Source organism: Streptomyces sp. NRRL S-340 (genome assembly GCF_000720185.1).
Taxonomy (GTDB): domain Bacteria; phylum Actinomycetota; class Actinomycetes; order Streptomycetales; family Streptomycetaceae; genus Streptomyces.
In genome coordinates, this window is record NZ_JOIY01000010.1 from 74099 (window position 1) to 88724 (window position 14626).

Sequence of the window (14626 nt, forward strand, 5' to 3'; positions counted from 1 at the left end):
GGAGGACTTGACCCACTGTCACCTGCGGCACGGACCGGAGGCGACGCTTCCGGGGTGCGGTCACCCTGATAGGGGAACCGCACCGGCCCGCGCCGCACCGGCCGCGCCGCCCCGGACCGCACCGGTCAGATGTGCCCGACGCCCGCGCCCGCCTCGGCGTTGGCCCCGCGCTTGGTGAGCAGGGCCACCAGGACGGCCACCACCGCGACACCGGCGGCGACCAGCGAAGCGAGGCTCATGCCGGAGATGAACGTGTCGTGCGCGACGGAGGTGATCTTCGCGGCGACCTCCGCCGGAACACCCTTCGGCACCGGCGCGACGCCGACCTGGACCGCCTCGGAGGCCTGGGCCGACTGGGCGGCGGTCAGCGGCGGGAGACCCGCGTCCTTCCAGTTGCCGGCGAGGTCGTTGTCGACCTTGGAGGCCATCACGGCGCCCAGCACGGCCGTACCGAGGCTGCCGCCGATCTGCATGGCGGCCTGCTGGAGACCGCCCGCCACGCCGGACAGCTCCATGGGCGCGTTGCCGACGATGACCTCGGTGGCGCCCACCATGACGGGGGCCAGGCCGAGGCCGAGCAGGGCGAACCAGAGCGACATGGTGGCACTGCCCGTGCCCGTGTCCAGGGTGGACATGCCGAACATGGCGGCGGCGGTCAGGGCCATGCCGCCGGCCAGCGGGATGCGCGGGCCCGCCTTGGTGATCATCGCGCCCGCGAGCGGCGAGCCGACGATCATCATGCCGGTGAGCGGCAGCAGGTGCAGGCCGGCGCTGATCGGGCTCAGCCCGTGCACGTTCTGGAGGTAGAAGGTGACGAAGAACAGGCCGCCGAGGAACGCGATGGCCATGAGGACCATCAGCACGACGCCCGCGGACAGCGGCACCGAACGGAAGAGGCCGAGGGGGATCAGCGGTTCCTTGACCTTCGTCTCCCAGACGGCGAAGAGCGCGAAGCCGAGGACGGACCCGGCGAGGAACGCCCACGTCTTGCCGTCGCCCCAGCCCCAGGCGGGAGCCTTGATGAGCGCCCACACCAGGCAGAACATCGCGGCGGAGAGCAGCACGATGCCGAGGATGTCGAAGGAGCGCGGCGCGTTCTCGGCGCGGTGGTCGAGCAGGATCAGCGTGCCCAGGACGAGGGCGAGGGCGCCGACCGGCACGTTGATGAAGAACACCGACTGCCAGTTGACGTGCTCGACGAGGACTCCGCCGAGGATCGGGCCGCCCGCGGTGGAGGCACCGATGACCATGCCCCAGATGCCGATGGCCATGTTGAGCTTCTCGGCCGGGAAGGTGGCCCGCAGCAGGCCGAGCGCGGCCGGCATCAGCAGCGCGCCGAACAGTCCCTGGAAGACGCGGAAGGTGACGACCATGGCGATGCTGTCGGACAGGCCGATGGCGCCGGAGGCGGCGGCGAAGCCGGTCACGCCGATCAGGAAGGTCTGGCGGTGCCCGAAGCGGTCACCGAGCTTGCCCGCGGTGATCAGCGAGACCGCGAGCGCGAGGAAGTAGCCGTTGGTGATCCACTGGACGTCGGCGAAGCTGGCCTTCAGGTCCTTCTGGATGGCCGGGTTGGCGATGGCCACGATGGTCCCGTCGAGGGCCACCATCATGACCCCTACGGCGACGGTGATCAGCGTGAACCACGGGTGTCCGCGCATCCCCTTGGCCGGTGCGGGGTCCGACAGGGCTGACGCCTTGTCCCCCGGCCCTGTCGTGTCGACGGTGGTCTGACTAGTCATACATTCGAGGCTAATGTCAGCCGCTGACAAATGACAAACCAATTCACAAGTCGGTAACTGACACGTCACCCTCCTATAGGCTGAACTGGGGAAACAGTTCGCTGGAGAGGTCCGGAGAGGTACATGGAGACGGCGGGTTCCGCCGAGGCGGCACCACGCCCGGGGCTGCGCGAGCGCAAGAAGCAACGCACCCGGGACGCCCTGCTGCGGGCCGCGCTGGAGCTGTTCACCACCGTCGGCTACGAGCGCACGACCGTGGACGACATCGCGGAGGCCGTCGGCGTCTCCCAGCGCACCTTCTTCCGCTACTTCCCCGGCAAGGAGGAGGCCGCCTTCGCCGTGCAGGACATGGTCGAGGCGCACTTCGTCGAGTCGCTGCGCGCCCGTCCGCCCCACGAGGCCCCGCTGGAGGCGCTGCGCCGCGCGGTCCTGGAGGGCTGGGACACGATCAGCGACGCCGTGCTGAGCGTCGTCCCCGTCGCGCTGTACCTGCGCATGTTCCAGGTGATCGAGTCGACCCCCGCCCTGCTCGCCTCCCACCTGCGCCGTTCGGTGGAGACCGAGGAGCAGATCGCCCGGCTGCTCGCCGCCCGCGAGGGGCTCGACGCGGACACCGATCCGCGCCCGCGGCTGCTGGTGGCCGTCTTCGGCGGCGCGATGCGGGTGACGGGCCGTCAGTGGAGCACGGGCCCGGACCTCAGCCTGGAGGCGATCCGCGCGCTCACGGCCGCGTACCTCGATCAGGTGGGACCGGCGCTGACCGGGAACTGGCGTACCACCGGCGCACGGCCCTGCGGCACTTGAACACCGGATCATGAACTTCCGTACGCACCACCGATCTTGAACGTGTGTACGGTCGGAGAACTTCGTCACGCCACACGAAACGTGATCCCCATCACTCGGTTAACGCGAGACCGCCTCGTTCTCCTAGTGTGTCCTCCCAGTGACTTCCTTCGAGACCTCCCCGCAGCTCAACGTCTGGCGCGCGCTGCTCGCGCTGGCCGTGGTCTTCGTGATGCTGGCGACCACCGGCTGGACCGCCGTGCGCCACCACCGCGGGACCACCGCCCTCCAGGCCTCCCTGACCGCCTGGGACTCCGGCCGGCTGCACGGGCACCGGCTGCCGGACCCGGACGCCGACCCCGCCGGGCTGACCCGCTTCTTCGCCTCGCTCACCGCCCAGGACCGCGCCCGGCTCGCCCACCGCTACCCGCTCGCGGTCGGCAACATGAACGGCGCCCCGGTCCCGCTGCGCTACCTGGCCAACCGCATCGCGCTCGGCCAGGCGCGCGACGCCGAGCGGGAGCGCACGCACGACAGCAGGCTGTCCCCCGCCGGACAGCGGGCCGCCGGCCGGCGGATGCACCGCTTCGGCAACCTGATGACCCCGGGCCGCCAGATCCTCGCCTTCGACCCGTCCGGCTCCGGCCGCATCGCCGAGGTCTTCGGGGACCTGCCCCGGGCCCAGCGGATCTCCGTCGTCGTCCCCGGCGTCGACACCGACCTGGTCACGTTCCGCAAGACGTACCGCCCCTACTCGGCGCCGTACGGCATGGCGCAGTCGCTGTTCGCCGCCGAGCGCACCGCCGCCCCCGGCACCCGGACGGCCGTGATCGCCTGGGCCGACTACACCGCGCCCAGCGGGATCGGCGTGGACGCGGCCACCGCGATGCGCGCCGAGGAGGGCGCCGTCCGGCTGAACGGGCTGCTGCGCGGGCTGCCCGGCACCTCGCCCGTCGCCCTGTTCTGCCACAGCTACGGCTCGGTGCTCTGCGGCGTCGCCGCACGCGCCCTGCCCGGCCGGGTCTCCGACCTGGCGGTCGCCGCGAGCCCCGGCATGCGCGCGGCGAGCGCCTCCCGCCTGCGCACCTCGGCGAACGTGTGGGCGATGCGGGACGCCACCGACTGGATCCGGGACGTGCCCTACCTGGAACTCGGCGGCCTCGGCCACGGTGCCGATCCGGTCTCCCCGGCGTTCGGCGCCCGGGTGGTGTCGGCCGAGGCGGCCCAGGGCCATGCCGGCTACTTCGAGCCGGGCACCGACAGCCTCGTCAACCTCGCCGACATCGGTGTGGGGGCCTACGGGTCGGTGCAGTGCGCCCATGACAACGACGGTTGCCGGGCGGGTCTGCCCGCCACGACGACGGCCGGACGCGCGTAGAGACAGCAGGAAGTGCGCTCTGCGCGGGGAGGGACGGAGCAGCTCGTGCCGCCTACGATGAGCCGCATGGGTGACGTACTGACCGGATTTCACGCTGCCTGGGAGTTCGAGTCCGATTCCGTGCTCATCCGCTACGAACGGGGGATACGGACACCGAAGCTCTTCCAGGCGCTCGGCGAGCGCCGCGTTCCGCTGGCCGCGCTCGCGTCGGTGACACTCACGCCGGGCCGGCGCGGGACCGTGGTCCTGCGCGCCGAGCCGCGGCCGGGCGCCGACCCGCTGATGGACGCGGCCGACGGCCAGCTCAAGGAGCGCAGCGACCCCTACCGGCTGGTGCTGCCCGCCGAACACGAGGCGCTCGCCGGGCACTACGCCGGCGAACTGCGCCCCCGGCTGGGCGGGAGCGGCCCGGCCGACCGCCACCTGGTGGCCGCGCCCGAACCGCCGCTGCAGTTCAAGGCGTACGACGGCAAGGCGTCCTTCGACGGCGGCGCGGTCCGCTTCCGCTGGTCGTGGACGGGCGCGTCGTCGACGAAGTGGAAGACCGGCGACCAGAGCTTCCCCGTCGACGAGCTGGGCGGGGTGCAGTGGCGCTCGCCGGAGGTGTTCGAGGGGCACCTGCGGCTGCTGCCGCGCGAGGCGGACAGCGCACCGGCGCCGCAGCCGGACCAGGACCCGGCCGCGGTCGTCTTCGGGCTCGGGTACGGGCCGGTGCACGAATCGCTGCCGTTCGCGGCGGCGGTGCTGGCGGCGGTGCGCGTGGCCGCGCCCGCCCCGGCGATGTCCCTCACGGCGGGCCGCCGCGACCCCGCCGACATCGCCGAGCGGATCCGCCACCTGGGGGAGCTGCACCAGGCGGGGCTGGTGACGGACGAGGAGTTCTCGGTGAAGAAGGCGGAACTGCTCGCCGAGCTGTGAACACCCCGGCGCCGCCGGCGGGTCCGGGGAGACGGGCCGGCGCGCTCAGGGGTCCCGCACGCGCAGAGGGTCCGCACGCTGGGAGCCCCGCACGCTCAGGGGCCCGCACGCTCAGCGGGCCCGGCTCCCGGCCTCGCCGTAGAACATGATCTTGCGGTCCAGCACGGAGAGGGTGTCCTGGAGTTCGGCGATCCGGGCCAGGACGTCCCGGCGGGTCGCCTCCAGCAGCTCGAACCGCTCCGCGTACGTGCTCTCGCCCTCGCGCACCAGCTCGGCGTACCTGACCATGTCGGCCACCGGCATGCCGGTCAGCCGCAGCTTGCCGACCAGGTCGAGCCAGTCCAGGTCGCGGTTGCTGTAGCGGCGCTGCCCGGTGTGCGAGCGGTCGACGTGCGGCATCAGCCCGATCCGCTCGTACCAGCGCAGCGTGTGGGCCGTCAGCCCGGTGAAGGCGACGACCTCGCTGATCGTGTAGCTGTCCTGTCCGTCGGGGCGCGGATGCCGCCGGGGCGGGCCGGAGCAGAGGTCGGCGCGGCTGAGCGCGCTCGCGGGCACGTTCTCGGGCTCCTGCGCGTCCCGGATGTCCACGGCCGTGGTCTGCGTCACCGTCATGCCCTCCACGCTATGGCCTTCGAGTGCACTCCAGGCAAGGAGAACCCGTCAAGTCCGTGGAGAAAGCGCAGGACACGGCCCGGCCTCGGTGGCTAGCGTGCGGAGTCATGAGTCTCGTACGACGTGCCGAACCCGCGGACGCCGAGGAAGTGCTGCGCCTGCGCCAGGTGATGATCGACTCGCTGTTCCAGGCCGACCGGTCCACCGGCTGGCACACGGAGTCGCTGCCCACACTGCGCTCCCGCCTGGGTGACGCGGAGGGCGACTTCGCCGCCTTCGTCATCGACCACCCCGAACGGCCGGGGACGCTCGCGGCGCTGGTGGCCGGGACGATCGAGTACCGGATCGGGAGAGCCGGCAACCCCACCGGCGCGGTCGGCTTCGTCTTCAGCGTCGCCACCGACCCCACCGCCCGCAGGCGCGGGTACGCGCGCGCGTGCATGGAGACGCTCCTGGAGTGGTTCCGCGCGCGCGGCGCGCTGCGGATCCAGCTCACCGCGTCCGCGGAGGCGGCGCCGCTGTACGCCTCGCTCGGTTTCCTCCCGAAGCCGGACCCGCTGCTGGAGCTGCGGCTCTGAGGGCTCGCGGCCGCGGCACCGGCGGCCGGGCAGGGCCTCGCCGCCGGACCGGCCCGGCGCCCCACCCGAGGCGTCGCACGCTCCTCGTCGTAGGCTCGGGCCATGTCGTTGAACAGCCTGGCGTCGATCGAGAACTGGCCCGTTCCCACCGCCGCGGCGGGCGTGGTCCGCGCGGACGGCACGGTCGCCGGCACCCACGGCCCGGCCGGGCACCGCTTCCCGCTGGCCTCGGTGACCAAGCCGCTGGCGGCCTACGCGGTGCTGGTCGCGTACGAGGAGGGCGCCGTCGAGCTGGACGAACCGGCCGGTCCGCCCGGGGCCACGGTCCGCCACCTCCTCGCCCACACCTCCGGCCTGGCCTTCGACGAGCACCGGGTGACGGCCCCGCCCGGCGAGCGGCGGCTGTACTCCAACGCCGGTTTCGAGCAGCTCGGCGACCACGTGGCCAAGGCGACGGACATCCCTTTCGCGGAGTACCTGCGCCAGGCGGTGCTGGAGCCGCTGGGCATGGCGGACACGTCGCTGGACGGCTCCCCCGCGAAGGACGGCGTCTCCACCGTCGACGACCTCCTCCGCTTCGCCGCCGAACTCCAGGCCCCGCGCCTGCTCGATGCGCGCACGGTCGCCGAGGCGATGACCGTCCAGTACCCCGGCACCAAGGGCGTCCTGCCGGGCTACGGCCACCAGAACCCCAACGACTGGGGCCTCGGGTTCGAGATCCGCGGCGCCAAGTCCCCCCACTGGACGGGGACTTCCTCCTCCCCCCGCACGTTCGGCCACTTCGGCCAGTCCGGTACGTTCCTGTGGACCGACCCGGACGCGGGCGCGGCCTGCGTGGCCCTGACCGACCGCGCCTTCGGACCTTGGGCCATCGAGGCGTGGCCGGTCTTCACGGACGCGGTGCTGAGGGAGCTGCGCGGGGCCTGAACCCCGCGCTGCCAAGGGAAGGGCAGCGCACACGCATGCGCGTGAGGCCGTCGTCGGCGGGCAGGGCGCTGTCCTCCGGCGCCCTCGGCGCGCCGCCGGCCGTCCGCCCTCCGGCGGCGGACGCCCCGGACACGACCGGGGCTGACGGTCCGCGCCTACCCCGCCGGCATCTCCCACACCAGCACCTCCGCCGCGCTCACCGCCACCGCCTCCGGGCCCCGGTCCGCGTCCGTGATCCGGGCCGCGTCACCCGGGCCCAACCGCTCACCGGCCAGCTCCACTTCGCCGCGCACGACGTGGACGTGGACGGACGCGGCCGGTGGCAGGGCCGTGTGGCCGCCGGGCGCCGGGCGGTGGACATGGAGGGCGGCTCCCGCCGCCGGGACCGGGTACGGCGTGGCGTCCGCGAGGGCGCGCACCACCTCGTAGCGGGGCTCGCCGCCGGGCTCCCGCGGGGCCAGCCACATCTGGACGAAGGTCAGGGGGGCGGTGCCGTCGTTGCGTTCGGTGTGGCGGACGCCGGCCGCCGCCGACAGGTGCTGGAGGTCGCCGGGGCGGATCACCGTGCGCCGGCCCGTGGAGTCCTGGTGGGTCAGTTCCCCCTCCACCACCCACGTGACGATCTCCGTGTGGCTGTGCGGGTGTTCGGCGAAGCCGGCGCCGGGGGCCAGGTGTTCCTCGTTGCAGGCGATCAGGGCGCCGAAGCGGACGTTGTCCGGGTCGTAGTGGGGTCCGAAGGAGAAGGCGTGCCGGGTGGTGATCCCGGCGCTCTCCTCGCCGCCCCGGTAGCGGTCCGCCGCGCGTCGTACGTCGATCCTCACGGGCCCCACCGTAGGCCCTGCCCGCCGGTTCCCGCCCGCCCCCCGGCCCCCGGCCCGGCCCCTGCCGGCCGGGGTGCGGGCGCCCAGTCCGACCCGCGGCACGCACGCACGTCCGGATAAGGCAGTCTTGTCCCGTGCCCGAACCCGAATCCCACAGCCCCGAAGCCGCAGCCCGCCCCGCCCATTCGCACTCCGCGACCCTGAAACGGCTGGAGAAGTCCTCCGGGTCGCTCGCCGCGCAGGCGATCGCACGGATGGACGAGACGCTGCCGTGGTACCGGGCCATGCCTCCGGAGAACCGGTCCTGGATCGGGCTGGTGGCCCAGGCGGGGATCGCCGCGTTCACCGAGTGGTTCCGGCGCCCGGACGCCCCGCAGGCGATCTCCACCGACGTGTTCGGGACGGCCCCGCGCGAGCTGACGCGGGCGATCACGCTGCGGCAGACCGTGGAGATGGTGCGGACCACCATCGAGGTCATGGAGTCCGCCATCGACGAGGTGGCGGCGCCCGGCGACGAGTCCGTGCTGCGCGAGGCGCTGCTCGTGTACGCCCGGGAGATCGCCTTCGCCACCGCGCAGGTCTACGCCCAGGCCGCCGAGGCACGCGGTGCCTGGGACGCGCGGCTGGAGTCGCTGGTGGTGAACGCGGTGCTGAGCGGGGAGGCCGACGAGGGCGCCGTGTCCCGGGCCGCCGCCCTCGGCTGGAACTCGCCCGAGCACGTCTGCGTGGTGCTGGGCACCGCGCCCGACGGGGACTCCGAGCTGACCGTGGAGGCCATCCGGCGGGCCGCCCGGCACGCCAAGCTCCAGGTGCTCACCGGGGTCCTCGGGGACCGCCTGGTGGTGATCGCGGGCGGGAACGACAATCCGCTGGCCGTCGCCAGGTCGCTGATCGGCCCGTACGCGGCGGGCCCGGTGGTGGCCGGGCCGATCGTGCCCGACCTGCTGGCCGCCACCCGCTCCGCGCAGGCCGCCGCGGCGGGCCTGAAAGCCTGTTACGCCTGGCAGGACGCGCCGCGCCCGGTGCTCGCGGACGATCTCCTGCCGGAGCGCGCCATCGCCGGTGATCCGGGCGCGCGGGACCAGTTGGTAGAGGAGATCTACAGACCGCTGGAGGAGGCCGGGTCCGCGCTCCTGGAGACGCTGAGTGTCTATCTGGAACAGGCGAGCAGCCTGGAGGGCGCGGCCCGGATGCTCTTCGTTCACCCGAACACCGTGCGCTACCGGCTCCGACGTGTGACTGACGTCACCGGGTGGTCGCCCTCCGATGTACGATCCGCGTTCACCCTGCGGATCGCGCTCATCCTGGGGCGTCTGGCCGATGGAGATCCCCAGGCCTAGCCTTTTGTCGAGGGTCCACAAAACCCCTCCGTGTTCTTCGTCCCTGTCCCCACGGGCGGCCGTGCCCGTCCCCAAGAGAGAGTGTGAGAGTGCTCGTACTCGTCGCTCCCGGCCAGGGCGCCCAGACGCCCGGCTTCCTGACCCCCTGGCTCGAACTGCCCGGTGCCGCCGATCGTGTGGCCGCCTGGTCGGACGCCATCGGCCTGGACCTCGTCCACTACGGGACGCAGGCCGACGCGGACGCCATCCGTGACACCGCGGTGGCGCAGCCGCTGCTCGTCGCCGCCGGGATCCTGTCGGCCGCGGCGCTCGGTGACGTGGCACCCGATGCCGTCGCCGGCCACAGCGTCGGTGAGATCACCGCCGCCGCCTTCGCGGGCGTGCTGGGCGACACCGCCGCGCTGACCCTGGTGCGTCGCCGTGGTCTGGCGATGGCCGAGGCCGCCGCCGTCACCGAGACGGGCATGTCGGCCCTGCTCGGCGGGGACCCGGAGGTCTCCGTGGCGCACCTGGAGAAGCTGGGCCTGACCCCGGCGAACGTCAACGGTGCGGGCCAGATCGTGGCCGCCGGCACCATGGAGCAGCTCGCCGCGCTGAACGAGGACAAGCCGGAGGGCGTGCGCAAGGTCGTCCCGCTGAAGGTGGCCGGCGCCTTCCACACCCACCACATGGCTCCCGCGGTCGACAAGCTCGCCGAGGCCGCCAAGGCGCTCGAACCGGGCGACCCGAAGATCACCTACGTCTCCAACAAGGACGGCCGGGCCGTGACGAGCGGCGCGGAGGTCGTGGAGCGGCTGGTCGGCCAGGTGGCCAACCCGGTCCGCTGGGACCTGTGCATGGAGACCTTCAAGGAGCTGGGCGCCACCGCACTGATCGAGGTGTGCCCGGGCGGCACCCTGACCGGTCTGGCCAAGCGGGCGCTTCCGGGCGTCCAGACGCTCGCGCTGAAGACCCCCGACGACCTCGACGCGGCCCGCGCGCTCATCACCGAGCACGCGAGCGCCTGACGACCGAAGGAGCCCACCGAACATGCCGATGTCGAAGATCAAGCCGAGCAGGGGCGCCCCGTACGCGCGCATCCTCGGCGTGGGCGGCTACCGGCCCACCCGGGTGGTGCCCAACGAGGTGATCCTCGAGAAGATCGACTCGTCCGACGAGTGGATCCGGTCGCGCTCCGGCATCGAGACCCGGCACTGGGCGGGCCCCGAGGAGACCGTCGCGGTGATGTCGATCGAGGCGGCGGGCAAGGCGATCGCGGACGCCGGGATCGAGGCCGCGCAGATCGGCGCGGTGGTCGTCTCCACCGTCTCGCACTTCAGTCAGACCCCGGCCGTCGCCACCGAGATCGCCGACAAGCTGGGCACGGACAGGGCCGCCGCGTTCGACATCTCGGCGGGCTGCGCGGGCTTCGGCTACGGCCTCACCCTCGCCAAGGGCATGGTGGTGGAAGGTTCCGCCGAGTACGTGCTCGTCATCGGCGTGGAGCGGCTGAGCGACCTGACCGACCTGGAGGACCGGGCCACGGCCTTCCTGTTCGGTGACGGCGCCGGCGCGGTCGTGGTCGGCCCCTCGCAGGAGCCGGCGATCGGCCCGACCGTGTGGGGCTCCGAGGGCGACAAGTCGGAGACGATCAAGCAGACCGTCCCCTGGGACCGCTTCAGGATCGGCGACGTGTCCGAGCTGCCCGTGGACAGCGAGGGCAACGTCAAGTTCCCCGCGATCACGCAGGAGGGCCAGGCGGTCTTCCGCTGGGCCGTGTTCGAGATGGCGAAGGTCGCCCAGCAGGCGCTGGACGCGGCCGGGATCAGCCCGGACGACCTGGACGTCTTCATCCCGCACCAGGCCAACGTGCGGATCATCGACTCGATGGTGAAGACGCTGAAACTGCCGGAGCACGTCACGGTCGCCCGTGACATCCGCACCACCGGCAACACCTCGGCCGCCTCGATCCCGCTCGCGATGGAGCGGCTCCTGGCGACCGGCGAGGCGAAGAGCGGCGACACCGCGCTCGTCATCGGCTTCGGGGCGGGTCTCGTCTACGCCGCGACGGTCGTTACCCTCCCCTAGGCACTCCGTGCCGGATCATGCTCCGGTACGGCACCGCCACACCTGCCGCTGCCGCGGCGGGCGCCACACCCTCTGGAACACTACGAAGGAGCGCCGACATGGCCGCCACTCAGAAGGAGATCGTCGACGGTCTCGCCGAGATCGTGAACGAGATCGCCGGTATCCCCGTCGAGGACGTCCAGCTGGACAAGTCCTTCACCGATGACCTGGACGTCGACTCGCTGTCCATGGTCGAGGTCGTCGTCGCCGCCGAAGAGCGCTTCGACGTCAAGATCCCGGACGAGGACGTCAAGAACCTCAAGACGGTCGGGGACGCCACCGACTACATCCTCAAGCACCAGAGCTGATCTACCGATCACTGCTGTGGGCTGACTGCCCCGCCACCCGGCGGTGGCGCCGTTTTTGATCCTCGTTCCGTTGGAGAAAGAATTCCCGTGAGCCCGACCAATCGCACCGTGGTCGTCACCGGTATCGGCGCAACCACACCGCTGGGTGGCGACGCAGCCTCTACCTGGGAGGGTCTGGTCGCCGGCAAGTCCGGCGTCAAGCCGCTGACCCAGGACTGGGCGGCCGAGCAGGCCGTCCGCATCGCGGCCCCGGTCGCCGTGGAGCCGACCGAGACCATTCCGCGGCCGCAGGCCCGCCGCCTGGACCGTTCGGCGCAGTTCGCGCTGATCGCCGCCCAGGAGGCCTGGAAGGACGCCGGTTTCTCCGGCAAGGCCGGTGAGGAAGGCAGCGACGGCGCCGTCGACCCCGACCGGCTCGGTGCGGTCATCGCCTCCGGCATCGGCGGCGTGACGACCCTGCTGGACCAGTACGACGTGCTCAAGGAGAAGGGCGTACGCCGCGTCTCCCCGCACACCGTTCCCATGCTGATGCCGAACGGCCCCTCGGCCAACGTCGGCCTGCTCGTGGGCGCCCGCGCGGGCGTGCACACCCCGGTCTCCGCCTGCGCGTCGGGCGCCGAGGCCATCGGTTACGCCATCGAGATGATCCGCACCGGCCGCGCCGACGTGGTCGTCGCCGGCGGCACGGAGGCGGCGATCCACCCGCTGCCGATCGCCGCGTTCGGCAACATGATGGCGATGTCCAAGAACAACGGGAACCCGGAGGGCGCCTCGCGCCCCTACGACGTCGACCGGGACGGCTTCGTCCTCGGCGAGGGCGCGGGTGTGCTCGTCCTGGAGTCCGCCGAGCACGCCGCCGCGCGCGGCGCCCGCGTCTACGCGGAGGCGGTCGGCCAGGGCATCTCCGCCGACAGCCACGACATCGTGCAGCCGGAGCCCGAGGGCCGCGGCATCTCGCACGCCCTGCAGAACCTGCTGGACCGCAACGACCTGGACCCGGCCGAGATCGTGCACGTCAACGCGCACGCCACCTCGACGCCTGCCGGTGACATCGCCGAGCTGAAGGCGCTGCGGAAGGTGTTCGGCGACGACGCGGACCACATGGCGGTCTCCGCGACCAAGTCGATGACCGGTCACCTGCTCGGTGGCGCGGGCGGCGTGGAGTCGGTGGCGACCGTGCTGGCCCTGTACCACCGGGTGGCACCGCCGACCATCAACCTGGACAACATCGACCCCGAGGCCGAGGCGAACGCGGACGTGGTCCGCGGGGAGGCGCGGAAGCTGCCCGTCGAGGGCCGGATCGCCGCCCTCAACGACTCGTTCGGGTTCGGTGGGCACAACGTCGTGCTGGCGTTCCGCACGATCTGAGTCCGAGTCGCCGTGAACGGCGCCGGCCCGGACCCCCTCGGGGGTCCGGGCCGGCGCCGTTCACGTGCGGGAGTCCCGCGGCCCCTTCGGGGGCTCTCAGACCACCTGGTGGAGCCAGCGGACCGGGGCGCCCTCGCCCGCGTAGCGGAAGGGTTCCAGTTCGTCGTCCCAGGGCTTGCCCAGGAGCTTGGCGATCTCGGCCTCCAGGTCGGTCTCGCCGCGCTGGGAGCGGGTGAGCGCCGCGCGCAGCCGGTCCTCGGGGATGAGGATGTCGCCGTGGATGCCGGTGACGGCGTGGAAGATGCCGAGGTCGGGGGTGCAGCTGTAGCGCTCGCCCTCGGCGGTGGCGCAGGGCTCGGCGGTGACCTCGAAGCGCAGCAGCTGCCAGCCGCGCAGCGCGGAGGCGAGCTTGGAGGCGGTGCCCGCCTCGCCCTGCCAGGAGAACTCCGAGCGCCAGGTGCCGGGGGCGGCGGGCTGGCGGATCCAGTCCAGGCTGACGCGCGTGCCGAGCACCCCCGCGACGGCCCACTCGACGTGCGGGCACAGCGCGCGCGGCGCGGAGTGCACGTACAGAACTCCACGTGTCGTCACCGGGACCTCCGGGCAGAGCGGGTCAGGGGCGGGCGGGCGGCAGTGGCGCGACGGCCACGTTGATGGCGAGGCTACCGTGCGACGGGGTGGGGAGTGTGACGTACCGTCGGTCCCGGGGTCCGGAAACACCCCGCATTCACCCAGGGGGACGCTTGTACGGGTGCGCGCGGTCACCTCGGGTGAGGCTGGGAACCCTCAGACGTTGTTCCGGAAGGGACCACCGCACGACGACCGAGGGGAGCACCGGCATGCGGAAGCGAAGTCACCGGCTGCGCGCCGTCCATGCGGTGACGGCGGCTGCCGTGCTGGCCGTGGCGGGCTGTGACGCGGCCGGTGCGGGTGTCTCCGGCGACCGGGAGGCGGGCGCCGGGGCGGCACCGTCCGCGTCGCCGACGCCGCTGTGGGACACCCACCCGGACTCCGTCGCGGCGGTGGGCGATTCCATCACCCGCGGCTTCGACGCGTGCATGGTGTTGACGGACTGTCCGGAGGTGTCCTGGGCGACGGGCAGCGACGCGGGTGTGGACAGCCTGGCCGTGCGGCTGCTCGGCGTGACGGGCGCGGCCCAGCGCAGCTGGAACGAGGCGGTGACCGGTTCCCGGATGGCCGATCTGCGCGGCCAGATGACCCAGGCGGTGCTGCACAGGCCGGAGCTGGTCACGGTGATGGCCGGAGCCAACGACGCCTGCCGCGACTCCACCGGCCAGATGACGTCCGTGGCGGACTTCCGCAGGCAGTTCCAGTCGGCGATGGACGCGCTGCGGCAGGCGCTGCCGAAGACGGAGGTGTACGTCTCCAGCGTGCCGAACCTGAAGCGGCTGTGGTCCGAGGGTCGCACGAACGCGCTGGGCAAGCAGGTCTGGAAGCTGGGCATCTGCCCGTCGATGCTGGGCGACGCGGACGCGCTGGACCCGGCGGCGACCCGGCGGCGGGAGACGGTGCAGGCCCGGGTGGTGGAGTACAACAAGGTGCTGGCCGAGGTGTGCGCGAAGGACCGCCGCTGCCGCTTCGACAAGAACGCCGTCTTCGACTACGAGTTCGACACGAAGCAGCTCAGCCACTGGGACTGGTTCCACCCCAGCCGCAACGGCCAGGCCAGGCTGGCGGAGATCGCCTACCGTACTGTCACCGCCAGGAATCCGTGACCTACAGTT

Annotated in this window: 15 protein-coding genes; 11 read left to right on the plus strand and 4 right to left on the minus strand. The window is 72.6% G+C overall.

Annotation, left to right across the window (positions count from 1 at the left end):
- Window positions 1-125: 125 nt before the first annotated feature.
- Complete coding sequence (locus IG64_RS09830) at window positions 126-1742, minus strand: MFS transporter (protein ID WP_037854187.1); 1617 nt, start codon at window positions 1740-1742, stop codon at window positions 126-128.
- A 123-nt stretch (window positions 1743-1865) separates the two neighbouring features.
- Between IG64_RS09830 and IG64_RS09835 the strand changes: the two genes are divergently transcribed.
- From IG64_RS09835 to IG64_RS09845, 3 genes are all read left to right on the plus strand, one after another.
- A complete protein-coding gene (locus tag IG64_RS09835; RefSeq protein ID WP_037854189.1) occupies window positions 1866-2546 on the plus strand; it encodes a TetR family transcriptional regulator in 681 nt (226 codons plus the stop codon).
- 139 nt (window positions 2547-2685) lie between these two features.
- Window positions 2686-3903: an alpha/beta hydrolase gene (locus IG64_RS09840; RefSeq protein ID WP_037854191.1), complete on the plus strand. Its 1218-nt coding sequence runs from the start codon at window positions 2686-2688 to the stop codon at window positions 3901-3903.
- Window positions 3904-3969: 66 nt separating this feature from the next.
- The gene (locus IG64_RS09845) at window positions 3970-4821 is read left to right on the plus strand and encodes a DUF4429 domain-containing protein (RefSeq protein ID WP_037854193.1); all 852 of its coding nucleotides are present in this window, start codon (window positions 3970-3972) and stop codon (window positions 4819-4821) included.
- Between the two features lie 111 nt (window positions 4822-4932).
- Here IG64_RS09845 and IG64_RS09850 read toward each other — a convergent pair whose 3' ends face one another.
- Complete coding sequence (locus tag IG64_RS09850) at window positions 4933-5433, minus strand: MerR family transcriptional regulator (protein ID WP_063758781.1); 501 nt, start codon at window positions 5431-5433, stop codon at window positions 4933-4935.
- Window positions 5434-5540: 107 nt separating this feature from the next.
- On the opposite strand from IG64_RS09850, the gene IG64_RS09855 reads away from it, so the two are divergent.
- Both IG64_RS09855 and IG64_RS09860 read left to right on the plus strand, forming a co-directional pair.
- Window positions 5541-6011, plus strand: a complete 471-nt coding sequence (locus tag IG64_RS09855; RefSeq protein ID WP_037854195.1) for a GNAT family N-acetyltransferase — start codon at window positions 5541-5543, stop codon at window positions 6009-6011.
- Window positions 6012-6113: 102 nt separating this feature from the next.
- Complete coding sequence (locus tag IG64_RS09860; RefSeq protein WP_037854196.1) at window positions 6114-6938, plus strand: serine hydrolase domain-containing protein; 825 nt, start codon at window positions 6114-6116, stop codon at window positions 6936-6938.
- Between the two features lie 155 nt (window positions 6939-7093).
- Here the strand turns inward: IG64_RS09860 and IG64_RS09865 are convergent, their stop codons facing one another.
- The gene (locus IG64_RS09865; protein ID WP_037854521.1) at window positions 7094-7753 is read right to left on the minus strand and encodes a pirin family protein; all 660 of its coding nucleotides are present in this window, start codon (window positions 7751-7753) and stop codon (window positions 7094-7096) included.
- A 140-nt stretch (window positions 7754-7893) separates the two neighbouring features.
- Between IG64_RS09865 and fasR the strand changes: the two genes are divergently transcribed.
- The 5 genes from fasR (at window position 7894) to IG64_RS09890 (ending at window position 12881) form a co-directional block, all read left to right on the plus strand.
- Window positions 7894-9099, plus strand: a complete 1206-nt coding sequence (gene fasR / locus IG64_RS09870; RefSeq protein ID WP_037854197.1) for a fatty acid biosynthesis transcriptional regulator FasR — start codon at window positions 7894-7896, stop codon at window positions 9097-9099.
- 89 nt (window positions 9100-9188) lie between these two features.
- The gene (locus tag IG64_RS09875; protein WP_037854198.1) at window positions 9189-10106 is read left to right on the plus strand and encodes an ACP S-malonyltransferase; all 918 of its coding nucleotides are present in this window, start codon (window positions 9189-9191) and stop codon (window positions 10104-10106) included.
- 28 nt (window positions 10107-10134) lie between these two features.
- Complete coding sequence (locus IG64_RS09880) at window positions 10135-11166, plus strand: ketoacyl-ACP synthase III (protein ID WP_037854523.1); 1032 nt, start codon at window positions 10135-10137, stop codon at window positions 11164-11166.
- Between the two features lie 98 nt (window positions 11167-11264).
- On the plus strand, window positions 11265-11513 hold the full coding sequence (locus tag IG64_RS09885) for an acyl carrier protein (protein ID WP_037854199.1): 249 nt from the start codon (window positions 11265-11267) through the stop codon (window positions 11511-11513).
- Between the two features lie 87 nt (window positions 11514-11600).
- Window positions 11601-12881: a beta-ketoacyl-[acyl-carrier-protein] synthase family protein gene (locus tag IG64_RS09890; RefSeq protein ID WP_037854200.1), complete on the plus strand. Its 1281-nt coding sequence runs from the start codon at window positions 11601-11603 to the stop codon at window positions 12879-12881.
- Window positions 12882-12977: 96 nt separating this feature from the next.
- Here the strand turns inward: IG64_RS09890 and IG64_RS09895 are convergent, their stop codons facing one another.
- Window positions 12978-13472 (minus strand): DUF3145 domain-containing protein, encoded by a 495-nt coding sequence (locus tag IG64_RS09895; RefSeq protein ID WP_037854201.1) that lies wholly within the window; start codon window positions 13470-13472, stop codon window positions 12978-12980.
- A gap of 248 nt (window positions 13473-13720) precedes the next feature.
- Between IG64_RS09895 and IG64_RS09900 the strand changes: the two genes are divergently transcribed.
- A complete protein-coding gene (locus tag IG64_RS09900; RefSeq protein WP_037854202.1) occupies window positions 13721-14617 on the plus strand; it encodes an SGNH/GDSL hydrolase family protein in 897 nt (298 codons plus the stop codon).
- Window positions 14618-14626: the final 9 nt, after the last annotated feature.